The organism is Myroides sp. A21 (assembly GCF_000807225.1).
Lineage (GTDB): Bacteria > Bacteroidota > Bacteroidia > Flavobacteriales > Flavobacteriaceae > Flavobacterium > Flavobacterium odoratimimum.
The window spans coordinates 3,612,035-3,626,276 of the sequence record NZ_CP010327.1 but is presented as its reverse complement, the minus strand read 5'-3'; the positions used below and the strand labels follow the sequence as shown (position 1 = coordinate 3,626,276).

The 14,242-nt window shown below is 31.8% G+C and carries 12 protein-coding genes; 11 read left to right on the top strand and 1 reads right to left on the bottom strand.

The genetic code is table 11. The features are described 5' to 3' along the window. Positions 1–81: 81 nt before the first annotated feature. The 9 genes from MYRA21_RS16205 (at position 82) to MYRA21_RS16160 (ending at position 9,030) form a co-directional block, all read left to right on the top strand. Positions 82–369: a hypothetical protein gene (locus MYRA21_RS16205; protein ID WP_039328445.1), complete on the top strand. Its 288-nt coding sequence runs from the start codon at positions 82–84 to the stop codon at positions 367–369. Next, positions 369–707 carry an IS66 family insertion sequence element accessory protein TnpB gene (tnpB, locus tag MYRA21_RS16200; protein WP_082013829.1) on the top strand — a complete coding sequence of 113 codons (339 nt, stop codon included), beginning with the start codon at positions 369–371 and terminating at the stop codon, positions 705–707. The genes MYRA21_RS16205 and tnpB overlap by 1 nt, the downstream gene beginning before the upstream one ends. Before the next feature lie 49 nt (positions 708–756). Then, positions 757–2,274, top strand: coding sequence for an IS66 family transposase (locus MYRA21_RS16195; RefSeq protein WP_039328444.1), 1,518 nt, complete (start codon positions 757–759; stop codon positions 2,272–2,274). Positions 2,275–2,454: 180 nt separating this feature from the next. Then, positions 2,455–2,886: a hypothetical protein gene (locus tag MYRA21_RS16190; protein ID WP_006263856.1), complete on the top strand. Its 432-nt coding sequence runs from the start codon at positions 2,455–2,457 to the stop codon at positions 2,884–2,886. Then, positions 2,883–4,160, top strand: coding sequence for a relaxase/mobilization nuclease domain-containing protein (locus MYRA21_RS16185; protein ID WP_039329850.1), 1,278 nt, complete (start codon positions 2,883–2,885; stop codon positions 4,158–4,160). Before MYRA21_RS16190 ends, MYRA21_RS16185 begins: the two co-directional genes overlap by 4 nt. Before the next feature lie 86 nt (positions 4,161–4,246). After that, positions 4,247–4,495 (top strand): hypothetical protein, encoded by a 249-nt coding sequence (locus tag MYRA21_RS16180; RefSeq protein ID WP_039329848.1) that lies wholly within the window; start codon positions 4,247–4,249, stop codon positions 4,493–4,495. An 831-nt stretch (positions 4,496–5,326) separates the two neighbouring features. Further along, the gene (locus MYRA21_RS16170; protein ID WP_039329845.1) at positions 5,327–5,620 is read left to right on the top strand and encodes a helix-turn-helix domain-containing protein; all 294 of its coding nucleotides are present in this window, start codon (positions 5,327–5,329) and stop codon (positions 5,618–5,620) included. A gap of 103 nt (positions 5,621–5,723) precedes the next feature. Next, positions 5,724–7,013, top strand: a complete 1,290-nt coding sequence (locus tag MYRA21_RS16165; RefSeq protein ID WP_039329842.1) for a DUF4099 domain-containing protein — start codon at positions 5,724–5,726, stop codon at positions 7,011–7,013. A 1-nt stretch (position 7,014) separates the two neighbouring features. Next, positions 7,015–9,030, top strand: coding sequence for a DNA topoisomerase (locus MYRA21_RS16160; protein WP_039329840.1), 2,016 nt, complete (start codon positions 7,015–7,017; stop codon positions 9,028–9,030). A gap of 63 nt (positions 9,031–9,093) precedes the next feature. Here the strand turns inward: MYRA21_RS16160 and mobC are convergent, their stop codons facing one another. Then, positions 9,094–11,097, bottom strand: a complete 2,004-nt coding sequence (gene mobC, locus MYRA21_RS16155) for a conjugal transfer protein MobC (protein WP_039329838.1) — start codon at positions 11,095–11,097, stop codon at positions 9,094–9,096. Between the two features lie 408 nt (positions 11,098–11,505). On the opposite strand from mobC, the gene MYRA21_RS16150 reads away from it, so the two are divergent. Further along, a complete protein-coding gene (locus MYRA21_RS16150; protein WP_039330476.1) occupies positions 11,506–12,804 on the top strand; it encodes a nucleotide sugar dehydrogenase in 1,299 nt (432 codons plus the stop codon). Positions 12,805–12,831: 27 nt separating this feature from the next. Next, a complete protein-coding gene (locus MYRA21_RS16145) occupies positions 12,832–14,232 on the top strand; it encodes a UDP-glucose 6-dehydrogenase (protein ID WP_039329835.1) in 1,401 nt (466 codons plus the stop codon). Positions 14,233–14,242 lie beyond the last annotated feature (10 nt).

Here is a 14,242-nt window from a genome sequence, read left to right as displayed (position 1 = left end):
TATGATGCTTGTATCCGCCCGAGCAACTACATGTTTCATAACATGATGTAAGATAGTAAGTTTGCTTGAAATAATAAAGAGATGAGCAAACAAGAAATTATGTACTCTCATGTAGAGGATTGGAAAGCAAGTGGATTAACACAATCAAAGTATTGTGAAAGTGCAGGAATTAACCTGGCGACATTTAGCTATTGGGTAGTAAAATATAAGAATAAGACAGTTGAAGATGGAGCAAGTAACTTTATAGCAATAGGTAAAACATCGAAAACAGAAGGTACAGAATACGAAATCGTGTATCCTAATGGAGTGAAGCTTCGTGTAAAAACGAAAGACTTAAGTGATCTTTATTCATTAGTAAACCTTGTGTAATGTTTAGTCTGAGTAGTAGCCACCAATTCTATTTATATAAATCAGCATGCGATATGCGCAAGAGTTTCGATAGTCTTTGTGGTCTTGTTCAAAACGAATTGAATCAAGTAGCTCACAATGGAAGTGTCTATGTCTTTATCAATCGTCGCTGTAACCAGATGAAGCTTTTGCATTGGGAAACAGGCAGATTTGTGTTATATCACAAGCGATTAGAACAAGGAACTTTTGCCTTTCCTTCTCATAACAAGTCACAAATAAGTTGGAGTGATTTGGTGCTTATGATTGAAGGAATCCAAGTAATAAAAAGTAGTCAAAAAAGACGGTTTTCTATGAAGTAAATACTCTTGAATCCTTGTGTAAATGTGGCTTTTGTCGTATATTTACTTCATGGAAATAGACCTTGAAAACTTATCAAAACAAGAACTTTTGACGCTTATAAAACAGCAGTCAAAAACTATTTCTAAACAAGAACAAGAGAACATTAAGTTAGAGGAAAAAGCTACTAAGTATGAATATTTGTTCAAACAACTTCAACGCATGAAGTTTGGTCAAAGCAGAGAGCGCTTTGAAGATCCTAATCAGACTCAATTACCTTTAGATGTTGAGCCAGAAGTTATGCAAGAACAAGAAGAGGTAATCAAACAAGAGATCACTTATTCTCGCCAGAAGAAAAAACATCCAGGAAGAGCTAAACTACCCGATCATTTACCTGTAGAAGAAATAGAAATCTACCCAGAGGGAGATTTTTCTGATAAGATTTGTATTGGCAAAGAAACTACAGATGTCTTAGATTATGTTCCAGGTTACTTTAAAATAAAACGTTACATCCGATATAAATACGCCACGAAAGACAAAGACAATACGCAAATCAGTATTGCACTGCTTCCAGAGCGAATTATAGATAAAGGAATACCTTCTGAAGGATTATTATCTACAATACTTGTTGACAAGTATGTAGATCATCTTCCACTACACCGTCAGAAGCAACGCTTTTCAAGAGAAAATATCGATATAGCTTCTTCTACTATAGATGGCTGGGCAGCTCAATGTATGGATGCTTTAAAACCACTATATGAAAAGCTTGTGATGGACATCAAAAATGAAGGTTATCTTCAAGTTGATGAAACCACCATCAAAGTCTTAGATGAGAAAAAGAAAGACAAATCTCATTTAGGCTATTACTGGGTATATCACGCACCTATATCCAAACTCGTGATGTTTAATTACAGTCCTACTCGTGCCAGTAGTGCTGCATTACCTATATTAGAAAACTTCAAAGGATATCTGCAAACCGATGGTTACGCGGGATATAAAGCCTATGGGAATAAGTCAGGTGTCACACATCTTGGCTGTTGGGCACACGCTCGTCGTGAATTTGAAAGAGCTTTAGACAATGATAAAACAAGAGCTCAACATGTACTTGTAGAAATACAGAAGCTATATGCTGTGGAACGACAGGTTAAAGAACAAAACTTAACTCCTGATCAAATCAAAGAGCTTCGTCTGAAAGAGAGTTTACCAATCATCAATGAACTTGGTAAATATATGTTTACTCAGATGAAATTAACTTTACCTAAAAGTCAAATAGGTAAAGCTTTTGCTTACTCACAAACTAGATGGGATAACCTAAGTGCATATTTATACAATGGGAACTTACAGATAGATAACAACCTTGTAGAAAACGCAATCAGACCTGTAGCACTTGGGCGTAAAAACTATCTCTTTGCTGGTTCTCATGATGCTGCACAAAGAGCTGCTATGGCCTATACGTTTTTTGCTAACTGTAAAAAGCACGACGTTAATCCATACCAATGGTTAAAATATGTTCTTGAAAATATTCAATCCATCAACCACAAGAACATTACAGACCTATATCCTCATAATTACAAAGACCTTATAGGATAATTTTCATACACTACAAGATGTACTTGCTCGGGTGGATACTGATGCTTAACTTTAAAAAATTCACTAGTGACTTAAAATACAAGTAAATCGTCAATCTAAGCCTAATTACGCCCATAAATACCATAATGTCTTAACCATTATTTCTTATTATTAGTTTTCTTGTATCTAATATTTATGGTCATGGAAAACAGTGTAAACAAAAAAACTAAACAAACAAAAAAATTACCTCCCAAGAGATATCGATATACTTTTAAACTAACAGAAAAGGAGCAATTAGACTTTAATAAGATTCTAATAAAGTATCAAATCAAGAACATATCTAGATTTGCGGTCTCGTGTGTTTTAAATCAAAAGATTAAGGTTGTTGTAATAGATCAAGTAGCTCTTGAGTTTCATGCAAGTCTTACAGGTTTGATTAATCATTTTAAAGCTTTAGGGGTAAGTTATAATATTCTTGTTAATAGATCTGACTTATCTTTAGATCCAGATTCACAACAGATTTTAAAAGATATTGAAAAGACAACTTTAGAGCTTTCAAAATTATGTAGAGTGATTATTGATCTTATACTTGATTTTGAAAAAATGATTATTTGTAAAAATTCAGATCTATGATTGCGCAAATTAATAATAGCGATAGCATTATAAATGCTTTAAGATACAATCAAAATAAGGTAGATAATCAATCAGCTTGTATACTAGGAGTTAATAAAATTGCACTTCCTATAGGTGAAATTCAGAATGCAAGCAGGTATTTTTATAGTTATTTTGAACCTTATTTACTTAATAATGTAAAAACAGTTACTCCTGCCAGACATATATCACTTAATCCCAATCCTGTGGATAAAATAAATGATGTAACTCTTTTAGATATAGCAAAAAGCTATATGGAAAAAATGGGATATAAAAACCAACCTTATATTATTTATAAACATTTTGACCTTCAACGCATACATCTTCATATTGTATCGGTTGCAATAGATTTACAAGGATATAAAATAGAAAAAGAGTTTGATTTTGCTTTAGCAAAAAAGGTTTGTTTAGACCTTACAAAACAATATAATCTAACAGGTTATCAAAAAAGATATAAAAATAATTTAGACCTAGCTATTGTTGATTATAGAAAACCAAACATCATTCAGCAAATAGATAGTGTTGTTAGTAGTTTACCTAAGTATTATAGTTTTGAAGATTTTGATAGTTATAACGCTATTTTACAGCTCTTTAAAATCAAGGCTAGATTAGGAAACAATAAAGAGTTTAATTCTATAATGTATTTTGCTCTTGATCATCAAAATAAAGAAATTAGTAATCTAGTAAGCTCAAGTAAACTTTCTTTAAAAGTAGATATAGCCTTTTTAGAAAAACACTTTAAAAAGTCTATTAAAGCTAAGGACTTAAATATTGATAACAAGGTTAGTGATCAAATAAGATTATATCTTTCTCAAAGTAAAGATTACAAGCACTTTAAAAAACTACTCACTAACCAAGGAATTAATCTAGTTGCTGATAATAAAGATAAAAGCAAGTTCTATTTTGTTAGTCATAAATATAGGCGAGTTTTTTCTTTTTCTCATATTGATATTCAGCTGTCTAATAAATTAGATAACGATCCTTTTTTTAATACCCTTTTAAACAACTCTAAAAAGAAACAAGATCCTATTCAGAGACTTGTAAAACATAGATTTATTGAGTTAAATAAAGAGTTTGATAGCTTAAAGGTTCATCCTTGTTTTGAGTTTGTGGATAATTATTACAACTCTTATAATAAAGCAGAGTTTGTTAGTTTTTTTAATTTTCTATTTACTGGCCCAGTGGATGATTTAGATCAGAAACAGTTTATGAATCTTAAAAAGAAAAAACGCAAAAAGAAAAGACATACTCTTTAAAAGAGTGAAATACTTTATATGGGCATAATAGATATATGTAAGGGAAGTATTTAAAAAATAGGAGTGTTTATTTAAAATTAAAAGGTATGATAAGTATGTTCTTAGGTCTTTATTTTTTTGTTTACTTTTCAATTAAAAGTTTTGTTTCTTTTCTTTTAGACGGTAAGTCTAAAGACAATAATACTGTATTAACTACTGATATTATTGGTAAAAGCTCAACTAAAATAAATTACAAAAAGCTAAATAAAACTAGAAGGTCCTCAGAGAGCCTAACGGATTTACTAGATAAAAAACATGATGACTCTTTTAAAGAAATAGCAAAAAGACTTAAATAGTTATGATCTGTTTTGTAGCAAGGTCTTGTTTGAAACAAAAAATAATAAGGGTATTGTTTTAATACCCAATTATTTCTTGTTTTTTTTATTTCTCGTCTTGTGATTTTTTTGATTTGAAAAAAAAGATAAATCCAATAATTAGATTAAGTAAACTGATAAATATTTCTTTGTTTAATTCATCAAAGTTATCAGTTCTATTATTATAACAATACACTAGATTAATTAATATAAACAGTGATACAGTTATAAGCAAATAACTTATAAAGCGTAGTTTTTTCTTCATTTTACTTTTCTTTTGCATATTTTATTGAAAATATGTATTTTGTGTTATACAAAGTTGTTTTTTTATTTTAAATTAACAATTAATAGGTATTAAATATTGTTGAAATTATTGTTTATTAATTGTTTTTTATATTTGAATAGTATTTATATTTTGTTTTTAGTGTAATTGTTTTTTGATTTAGCTAGAATTACTTGAAGATTAATACTTTTTCATTTTTTTTTGCTCTTTTTATAACTTTGAAAGACATATACTAACTTATTTTTAAAAAGTATAGAAATAAACAGTTCGTTTTTTAATTATCTGTAAATCAGATGTCAATTGGCTTTGTAACTCAGAAAAAATTTGTATACAAGAAACATTTTCTGTCTTTTTATTTTTATCCTTTAAAGTCTTATTGTATCAAGTCTTGTGGCTAGTTAGTTTTAAAATTCTTATCAGTTTTATAAGATTTTCTGTTTTTTTGATGCCAATTGGCTTTACACCTTTTTTAAGCTTTTGAATTTTGTATGGTTAGCTAACAAGACTATTAACCATTAAAAATTTAAATCATGAATGTTACTCGTTTAGAATTCATCTCTTGGATGGAACGACTCTCTGTAAAACTTGATGCTTTAAGTGAGCATATTGCCAAGGTTCAGCTCCAAACTTTAAATATCGATGGAGAAGAGCTTTTAGATAATCAAGATGTTTTACAGATTTTAAAGATTAGTTCTCGCTCGCTTCAAAGATATAGATCTGATAAAAAGCTTCCTTATTACAGATTAAAAGGTAAGATATACTATAAGCTCTCTGATGTGCAGCAGTTCATACGAGACAGCTTTGCTGTTCCGGTAAGAGAGTAATAAAAACGACTCTAAAGGTCAAACACATACTTTTTTGTGCCAAAAATAAATACAAAGCGGTGTAGGAAATACTTTTAGGTATTAATCAATTAACCTATTAATTATGGAAGTAAAAAAAAGCAGTGAATCAAAACATGATATTTTACTTGTTAGTGATTCAAAGGATAACAAAATTAAAGCCGTACAGGGCTTAAGTGAAAACGGTAATCTTAAAAGTGCACCAATTAATAAGAATAATTTAAACTCATTTTTAAGATTAGATAAAAATGGAGATTTCTTTTCTAATTTTTTTACCAATTTCTTTTCTCAATTAAAAGAGCCCACTAGGTTTAGTTTTTTTAGGGTTCCGGAGAATTTAGCCATTGGTCTATCAAAGCAAATGCAAGGTGAGTTAGACTTAAAAAATACTTTAAATCATCAGCTTTATTTATCTCATCAAGTAGATCCACAGAAAATGATTCAAAGTATTGACAATAGTACCAATAAGGATATAACCTCAAGTAAAGAGTATAATCCATATAAATACAATATTGATCATATAAACTGGGAATCTCTTAGTCAGATAGGGCTTTCAAAAGAGAAACTCGAAGAGATGGATCTTTTAGAACCTTTATTAAAAGGATATAAAACAAAAGATTTAGTTCAGGTTAATCTTAATCTGGGGTCTGCTGAGTTTTCATTAGATGCGCGTCTTGGACTTAAACATGCCCCTAACGGAGAGGTTGTAATGACTCTTGAGGGAGTAAAAAAATACCCAAACCTAAATGTACCTTTTCAAGGACATGAGTTTACTAGGCAAGATAAACACAATCTTTTAAAGACAGGTAATATGGGAAGGGTAGTGGAGCTTTTAGATCCTGAGACTAATTCTTATATCCCATCGGTTGTAAGTGTGGATAGATTAACCAATAATATAATGGTTACTAGTGTTGAGAAAATGCAAATTCCAACACATATAAAAGGAGTTGATCTTTCTGATAATCAATTAAATGAGCTTAGACAAGGAAAAGCGGTTCTGGTTAAGGATATGAGCTCAAGTAAAGGAAACCCTTTTGATGCTCATATTCAGTACAATGCCTCTAAAGAGCACATTGAGTTTTTGTTTGATAACACAAATAAAAATAAGAAAATTTCAAATCCTGAAGACTTAAAGATCTTTAGAGGAAAGGCCTTGGATGATAATCAGTATAAAGAACTCTTAGAAGGTAAGACTGTGGCTATTGATGGACTTATTGATAAAAGAGGCAAGCCTTATAAGGGTTTTATAAACTATGATAAAATAAACAATAGAACTAATTTTTCTTTCACTGATCCAAGTAACCCTAAGACCATAGAGAGTCAAACGCAGAATAATAAAGAAACTCAAAACAGAAAAAAAGGCTTAAAAATTTAATATGGAACTTATTATAACACAATCAGCAAGCGTGGCTAGAATTCTAGCCACGTTTTTTAATGCAAACAATAGGCATTTTGATTATTATAGCTCACAGACTCATTTGGTTGTATGGATAGATGATTGCATGGTAGATTTAAAGCCTTTAAATTTTAAACAAGATAATGACTCTTTTGGAGCTAAAAACTTCTTTGAGTATAAATTAAAGCTTGTAAAAAGGACTAATAAAAACATTCCTTGTGTAGCCCAAAGTAAAAAAGTGCAGTTAATAAAGCGGCTCATCCTTAAATCTAAATCTATAGTTATAGCCTCAGAGCCAAGTCAGACCCAAAGAAGAAAATTTGAGTATTTCAAAGAATTCTTTAATATAACTTTGCCTTGTAAAACCCTATGGCTTTATAGTTTAGAGAAATCCTTTTTAAAAAATCACTTATATTTAGATAACACCACCTCTTGTTTTAAGACTTATTACAACAGGGATTTTATCTTTAAGATTGTTCAAAATAGGTTAAGTGGGTATTATTACAATCAAACAGGAACAAAAATTAAACTAGGTCTTATTAAAACTGCTCTTATAGCTTTGTTATCTAAGAAACACCTAAAGAGTGAAGCTAGTAAAACTAAAACTCGCTATAGAGTAAGTGTCGAGCTTAGTTTTAAGGGGAAACTATTTTGTTGCTTTTTTGAAAAAAAATATAAAAAAATAAAACAAGCTGAAGATTTAGCTGATTTACTTAATAAAGATTCAAGGGTAGAGATAAGTGAAAAAAAGATACAAACTCTAAGGCAAAAGCAGTTACTCCTGTATGATTTTATAAGTCTTATTATAAGTGTTAATAAATTATATGGGTTTTCTTTTAGTAAATCAAAGCAAGCCTTACTTAGTCTTTACAGACAAAGATTTATTAGCTATTCTCTTACTTTAAATAATTATCTGCCTAGTTGGTATAAATCAAGTATACCAAGATTATTAAACGCCTTAAGAGATTATCCCTTGTTTAAACAAGAACTGTTAACTTTAAAATTAGCTAGACTTAATTATAAAGATGTGATAATAGATAGTGATTTAAAAACCCATGGTATTATACCAACTTTAAAAATTCCAACTTGTTTAAATACATGTGAAAAAGTAATCTATCAGATGATAGTAAGAAGAACAATAGATTGTTTTACCCCTAAAGAAGATATAAAAAAAGCTAGTTTTAATCTCTTTATAGATGATGCAGGCCTTGATTTACCTTTAGAGATTTACAACGGTGGACTTTTAAAAGGTAGTAAAACAAATACACTAGAGACATTAGAGCTAATTAATAATATTCAAACCTTTAAAGTAGAGTCAGTAAGTGTTGTAACACAAACAAAAAAACAGTATCCTTTGTTTAGTATAGAAAGTTTATTTAAAAAACTAAAAAAAAATTTTATTAAAATCTTACACGAAAACGGTATTGAGAAAATGCATTATTGTTTTTTTACAGATCTTTTTCTTGGTCTTAGTTTAACCCTTGATCAGTTAATAAAACAAGAATATTTATATATAGATAATAAAAAGCTTGTTTGTACAAACAAGGCTCTTGATTATTATTTTAAAACAAAAGATTTACCTGTTTCTAGTTTTGTTTATTTGTTTGATTTTGAGGTTTTATTTTTCAAGGCAAATCAAGCAGATATAAACAAGGAAATGTTTTATAAAATCAGTTGTGAAAAGCTTAAGGAGTTAAACCAAAGCATCTCTTTTTTAAAAGAGTCAAAAGAGCCTTTAAAAGGATCTTGTCCTATGTGTTTAGGTAGTAAATTTGAACTTAGCTATCAAAGGCTTGTTTGTTTAAATAAAACTTGTAATTGGACCATACCTAGATTAGTCTTTGGAGTAGACCTATCTAAGAAAGAGCTTGAAGAATTACTAGGGCTAAAAAAAATAAATAAAGTATTTGTCTTTACAACGAGAAAGAACATTTGTTTTAAGGCGTATTTGTTTTTAGATAAAAATGCAAAGCTTAACTTTGATACTGTAGAATAACAGTTCAGTTAGAAGATAGAGATAGTTTTTGCTTTAAAACGCCTATCTCTATCTTTGTTTAATTTATTTGTTGTTATTAAGTAGGTGTACTAAATCTGGATCGTTTTCAATGCGTTTAATTTCCTTTTTAACCAACAGCTCAACGTCTTTTTTTATTTGATTGTAATTATCTGTAATGGCTCTATCTAGGTGATCATTACCTTTGTAATCTATAAAAGAGGTAAGAGTCGGTATTTTCTTATAATTCATTTCTTGGCTTTTTATCCTATTAGAGTCTATTTGTATTTGTGCGTGGAAAAACTTCTGCTTTATTTTCTGGGAAAAATCATCAGATACAGCACCAACAAACATCCCTTGACTTAAAGAGGATATTTTAGAAGCAGGAATAAGCATATCAAGCTGAGTGGAAAAAGAGGTGGATCTATCTTGACGATTAATAGATATGCTTTGTCGTTTTTGAAGTATTTTTCCAAAACGCTCAGATAAGACCTTAGCTGTATCTCCAACTACTTGACCCGAGAAGATGTTTCCTACTGTGTTTTGAATAACCTTACTTTCTTTGTCTCCATAGTCTCTCACTAGTTGAGAAAAGTCTTGAAAGCCTAAACACACCGCTACTTTATTGCTTCTAGCTGTTGCTATTAAATTATCAAGACCTCTGAAATAAATAGTGGGAAGCTCATCTATTATAACGCTACTTTTTAGTTGATCTTTTTTGTTTATTAACTTTACAATGCGGGAGTTGTAAAGACCAAGTGCTGCTGAGTATATGCTTTGACGATTAGGATCATTACCAACACAAAGAATCTTGGGCTCACTGGGATTGTTAATATCAAGGGAGAAATCATCTCCACTCATAACCCAGTACAGCGAGGGAGAAATCATACGAGATAGCGGAATTTTTGCCGATGCGATCTGTCCTTGAAGCTGATCTTGAGCTCCTCCTTCCCAGGCGTCCATAAAAGGAGATAGATAGTTCTCTAAAGAGTCGTACGAGGTTAAAATAGTAAAAACATCTTTGTAGGGTTTGTTAAGTAGCTCAATAGCATGTGGAAAGGTGCAGTGTTTACCGTTTTTGTAAATCTTTAAAAACCATATAATAGCCGCTAGAAGGATAATTGGTGATTCTACGAAAAAATCACCTTGTTTTTGTATCCAAGATCGGTTAAGATTAAGCATAATGGTATAGGAAGATTCATAGGCATCGGATATGTCTGTTATAAACCTAGGATTTAGTGGGTTACACCTGTGGCTTTTTCTTGGGTTATCAAAGTTTATAACATAAAACTTAGGCGTGACTTTGTATTTATTGGCATGTAAAAGAAGATGGTTATAAGCAATAGTTGAAAGATCATCGTGTTTAAAATCATATATATACATGGCAAAGCCTTTTTCTATTTGCTGCTTGATAAAATTATTTATAACCGCATAGGTCTTACCCGATCCAGGAGTCCCTAGAACAATTGTTGCTCTAAAAGGGTTAACTACATTAATCCATCCACTATGCCATTTTTTATGATAGTAAAATTTAGTAGGAAGATTAACCGAATACGGGTTTTCTAAAAGGCGAGTCTCTTGATAAAAGCTTTCATTTTCGATATTAAAAACATCTTGTAAAAGCTCGTTATTTATAAGCCTACTTAAATACGCTCCACAGACAAGAAGTAATATATACCCGATTGATAAAGTTGTGATGTATAGGATATTTGCAATAAGTAAGTTTATTTTTAAAAGGAAAAAGTTTAAAAAGAAAAGTCCTGTTCCAATAAAAAATAAAATTATTATTTTCTTATAGGTTATTTTTTGATGTTTAACTCCCTTGTTTCCCCAAAGGCTCAGTCCTAGAAGTGAAATAGAAAATATTTTAGTATAGAGTGGATGGGTAAATAAATTTGCTTTGGTGTTAAATCCTAAAAGAATTTTATTAGCAACAGGATGAGTTATATCTAGTTTTATAAATAAGGGATAGCAAAACCAGTATATGTGCATAAGTAGTATGATAATACTAACTGCCCTTAAAAAAGATAAGATCTTTGATAGGGCTCTTAAATCATCTTCGCATTGCATAGTTTTATATTTTTAAAAATTAGAATATTAAAAATATAGGTTATTGTTTTTCTTATATCTTACTGGTTATTATAGGTTTTGTTTGTCCTTAAAAGACTGCTTTTTTATGATTAATTTAAAAAAGGAAATAGAAGTTTGTCTTTGTAGGAGAGAAGGAGAGCGTAGTAGGTAAATTAAAGCATGTAGAGACTTAAGATATTAAGTGTGATATTACCTATTAAAGTGTTATAATTATTTAAAAAAAGAAGGGGGAGAGTCTTAACTAACAAAAAACACCCTTCCACACAAAAAATCACATTTTTGCTAGTACCAATATTTTAAAAGTGTACATTTGTAACTTATTGTTAAAAAACATTGACACTTACTGACGAAAAAGTATCTTTAGACAGTAACAATAATGAAAAAAATATGGAAAAAGAAGTTAAGATCGCTGTAATAGGACAAGGCTATGTAGGATTGCCTCTAGCATTGGCTTTTGCACAACATTTCCCAGTAGTGGGATTCGATATTAAAGAAAGCCGTGTAAGTGAATTACAGCAAGGTATCGACCTTACAAAAGAGGTGGACGAAAGCCAGCTCAAGGTGTCTATCTTTACTTATCAAAATTCAGGAGGGATTAAAGGGTATAAACCGAGTACGAATATCAGTGATATTGCAGAGGCTAATGTGTATATCATTACGGTACCGACGCCGATTAATCAATTCAATGCACCGGATCTAACTCCGCTGAAATCGTCATCAAAATTAGTGGGAACTGTACTAAAGCAAGGAGATATTGTGATCTATGAATCTACAGTATATCCAGGATGTACAGAAGAAGAGTGTATTCCTGTTTTAGAAGAAACTTCCAAATTAGTATTCAACCGTGATTTTTATGTAGGGTATTCACCAGAGCGTATTAACCCTGGGGATAAAGTCAATACCTTAGAGACCATTATCAAAGTTACTTCGGGTAGTACACCAGCAGTAGCAGAAGAGATAGATCAGTTATACCGCACGATTATCAAAGCGGGTACCCATAAAGCACCATCACTAAAGGTAGCTGAAGCTGCTAAAGTAATAGAGAATGCACAGCGCGATGTCAATATTTCTTTTGTGAATGAGTTAGCGCTAATCTTCGACAGATTAGGAATCGATACCCAAGATGTATTAGAAGCAGCAGGTACCAAGTTTAACTTCCTTAAATATAAACCAGGACTAGTAGGAGGGCACTGTATATCAGTAGACCCGTATTACTTAGCACATAAAGCGATTCAAGTAGGGTATTACCCTGACGTGATTCTATCAGGTCGTCGTGTGAATGATGAGATTCCGGTATTTATTGCGAGCAAAGTAGTGAAGCTGATGATACAAAAGGGAATCGACGTGAGTCGTTCTAGAGTATTGCTATTGGGCTTTGCGTTTAAAGAGAACTGTCCTGATACCCGTAATACGAAGGTAGCGAAGATCTATGAGGAATTAGTTTCTTATGGTATCGAGGTAGATGTATATGATCCATGGGTAAGTCCTGCAGAGGTAAGAGAAGAATATGGAATAGAGGTGATTAGTGAATCAACGCTTCTCAATACGAAGTATAGTGGTGTGGTTTTAACAACAGCACATGAGGATTTCCGTAAGCTTAATGTGGAGAATATGGTATCTTCGCCAGCAGTTATTTATGATGCGAAAGCAACATTAAATAGAGAAATAATAGATAGTAGATTGTAATAATATTGAAATATATAAAAGCATAAAATGAAAAGTATTCAAAAAATTTGTTGTGTAGGAGCAGGTTATGTAGGTGGCCCTACTATGGCAGTTATTGCACAGAAAAATCCTCATATCCAGATTACCGTAGTAGATTTAAATGAAGCACGTATCCAAGCGTGGAATGATGAAGATTTGAGTAAGTTACCTATTTATGAGCCAGGTTTAGATGTGGTGGTTGGTGAAGCAAGAGGACGCAATTTATTTTTTGATACCAATGTAGATAAAGCCATTGATGAAGCAGACATGATCTTTATTTCTGTAAATACGCCAACCAAGACGTATGGGAAAGGAAAGGGAATGGCAGCTGATTTAAAGTATATTGAGCTATGTGCTCGTCAGATTGCACGAGTAGCCAAGACAGATAAAATCGTAGTAGAGAAGTCTACATTACCTGTGCGAACTGCACAAGCAATTAAGCGAATCCTTGATCAAACAGGTAATGGAGTAGAATTCCAAATCTTGTCTAATCCTGAGTTCTTAGCAGAAGGAACAGCCGTTCAGGATTTAATGAATCCAGATCGTGTATTGATTGGTGGTGCAGAAACAAAAGAAGGAAAAGAAGCCATTGAGGCTTTAGCTTCTATCTATGGAGCATGGGTACCTCAGGAGCGTATTCTGCGTACAAATGTATGGTCATCAGAGCTTTCTAAATTGACAGCTAATGCCTTCTTAGCACAACGTGTATCTTCTGTTAATGCTATTTCAGAATTATGTGAAGTATCAGGAGCAGACGTTAGTGAAGTAGCCAGAGCAATAGGAACGGATAGCCGTATTGGGAATAAGTTCTTAAAAGCATCTGTAGGATTCGGAGGTTCATGTTTTCAAAAAGATATCTTAAACTTAGTGTATATCGCTAAGTCTTATGGATTAGATGCAGTAGCAGACTATTGGGAGCAAGTAATCATTATGAATGATTATCAGAAGCGTCGTTTTGCAGAAAATATTATAACGACTTTATTCAATACCGTTAACGATAAAAAAATAGCTTTCTTAGGATGGGCATTTAAGAAAGATACCAATGATACAAGAGAATCAGCGGCTATCTATGTAGCGAATGATCTAATCGAAGAAGAGGCACAAATCCACGTATACGATCCTAAAGTAACGGAACAACAGATGTTGTCTGATTTAGATTACTTAGCGACCCGTGAGGCGGAGTTGAATAAAAAACATTTGACAGTTCACCAAGATCCTTATACTGCTCTAGAAGGAGCGCATGGTATCGCAGTATTGACAGAGTGGGATGAATTCAAGACGTACGATTGGCAACGTATCTATGACAATATGCAGAAGCCTGCTTTTGTGTTTGATGGACGTAATATCTTAGACCGTCAAGCGTTAGAAGCAATAGGATTTGAAGTTTATACAATAGGTAGAGGGAAGTAAAAGGTTATTA

Coding starts and splice junctions, on each gene's coding strand:
- MYRA21_RS16180 (WP_039329848.1), top strand. CDS start 4,247: ATGATAAGTATGTTCTTAGGTCTTTATTTTTTTGTTTACTTTTCAATT.
- MYRA21_RS16205 (WP_039328445.1), top strand. CDS start 82: ATGAGCAAACAAGAAATTATGTACTCTCATGTAGAGGATTGGAAAGCA.
- MYRA21_RS16195 (WP_039328444.1), top strand. CDS start 757: ATGGAAATAGACCTTGAAAACTTATCAAAACAAGAACTTTTGACGCTT.
- MYRA21_RS16150 (WP_039330476.1), top strand. CDS start 11,506: ATGGAAAAAGAAGTTAAGATCGCTGTAATAGGACAAGGCTATGTAGGA.
- mobC (WP_039329838.1), bottom strand. CDS start 11,097: ATGCAATGCGAAGATGATTTAAGAGCCCTATCAAAGATCTTATCTTTT.
- MYRA21_RS16170 (WP_039329845.1), top strand. CDS start 5,327: ATGAATGTTACTCGTTTAGAATTCATCTCTTGGATGGAACGACTCTCT.
- tnpB (WP_082013829.1), top strand. CDS start 369: ATGTTTAGTCTGAGTAGTAGCCACCAATTCTATTTATATAAATCAGCA.
- MYRA21_RS16160 (WP_039329840.1), top strand. CDS start 7,015: ATGGAACTTATTATAACACAATCAGCAAGCGTGGCTAGAATTCTAGCC.
- MYRA21_RS16185 (WP_039329850.1), top strand. CDS start 2,883: ATGATTGCGCAAATTAATAATAGCGATAGCATTATAAATGCTTTAAGA.
- MYRA21_RS16165 (WP_039329842.1), top strand. CDS start 5,724: ATGGAAGTAAAAAAAAGCAGTGAATCAAAACATGATATTTTACTTGTT.
- MYRA21_RS16145 (WP_039329835.1), top strand. CDS start 12,832: ATGAAAAGTATTCAAAAAATTTGTTGTGTAGGAGCAGGTTATGTAGGT.
- MYRA21_RS16190 (WP_006263856.1), top strand. CDS start 2,455: ATGGAAAACAGTGTAAACAAAAAAACTAAACAAACAAAAAAATTACCT.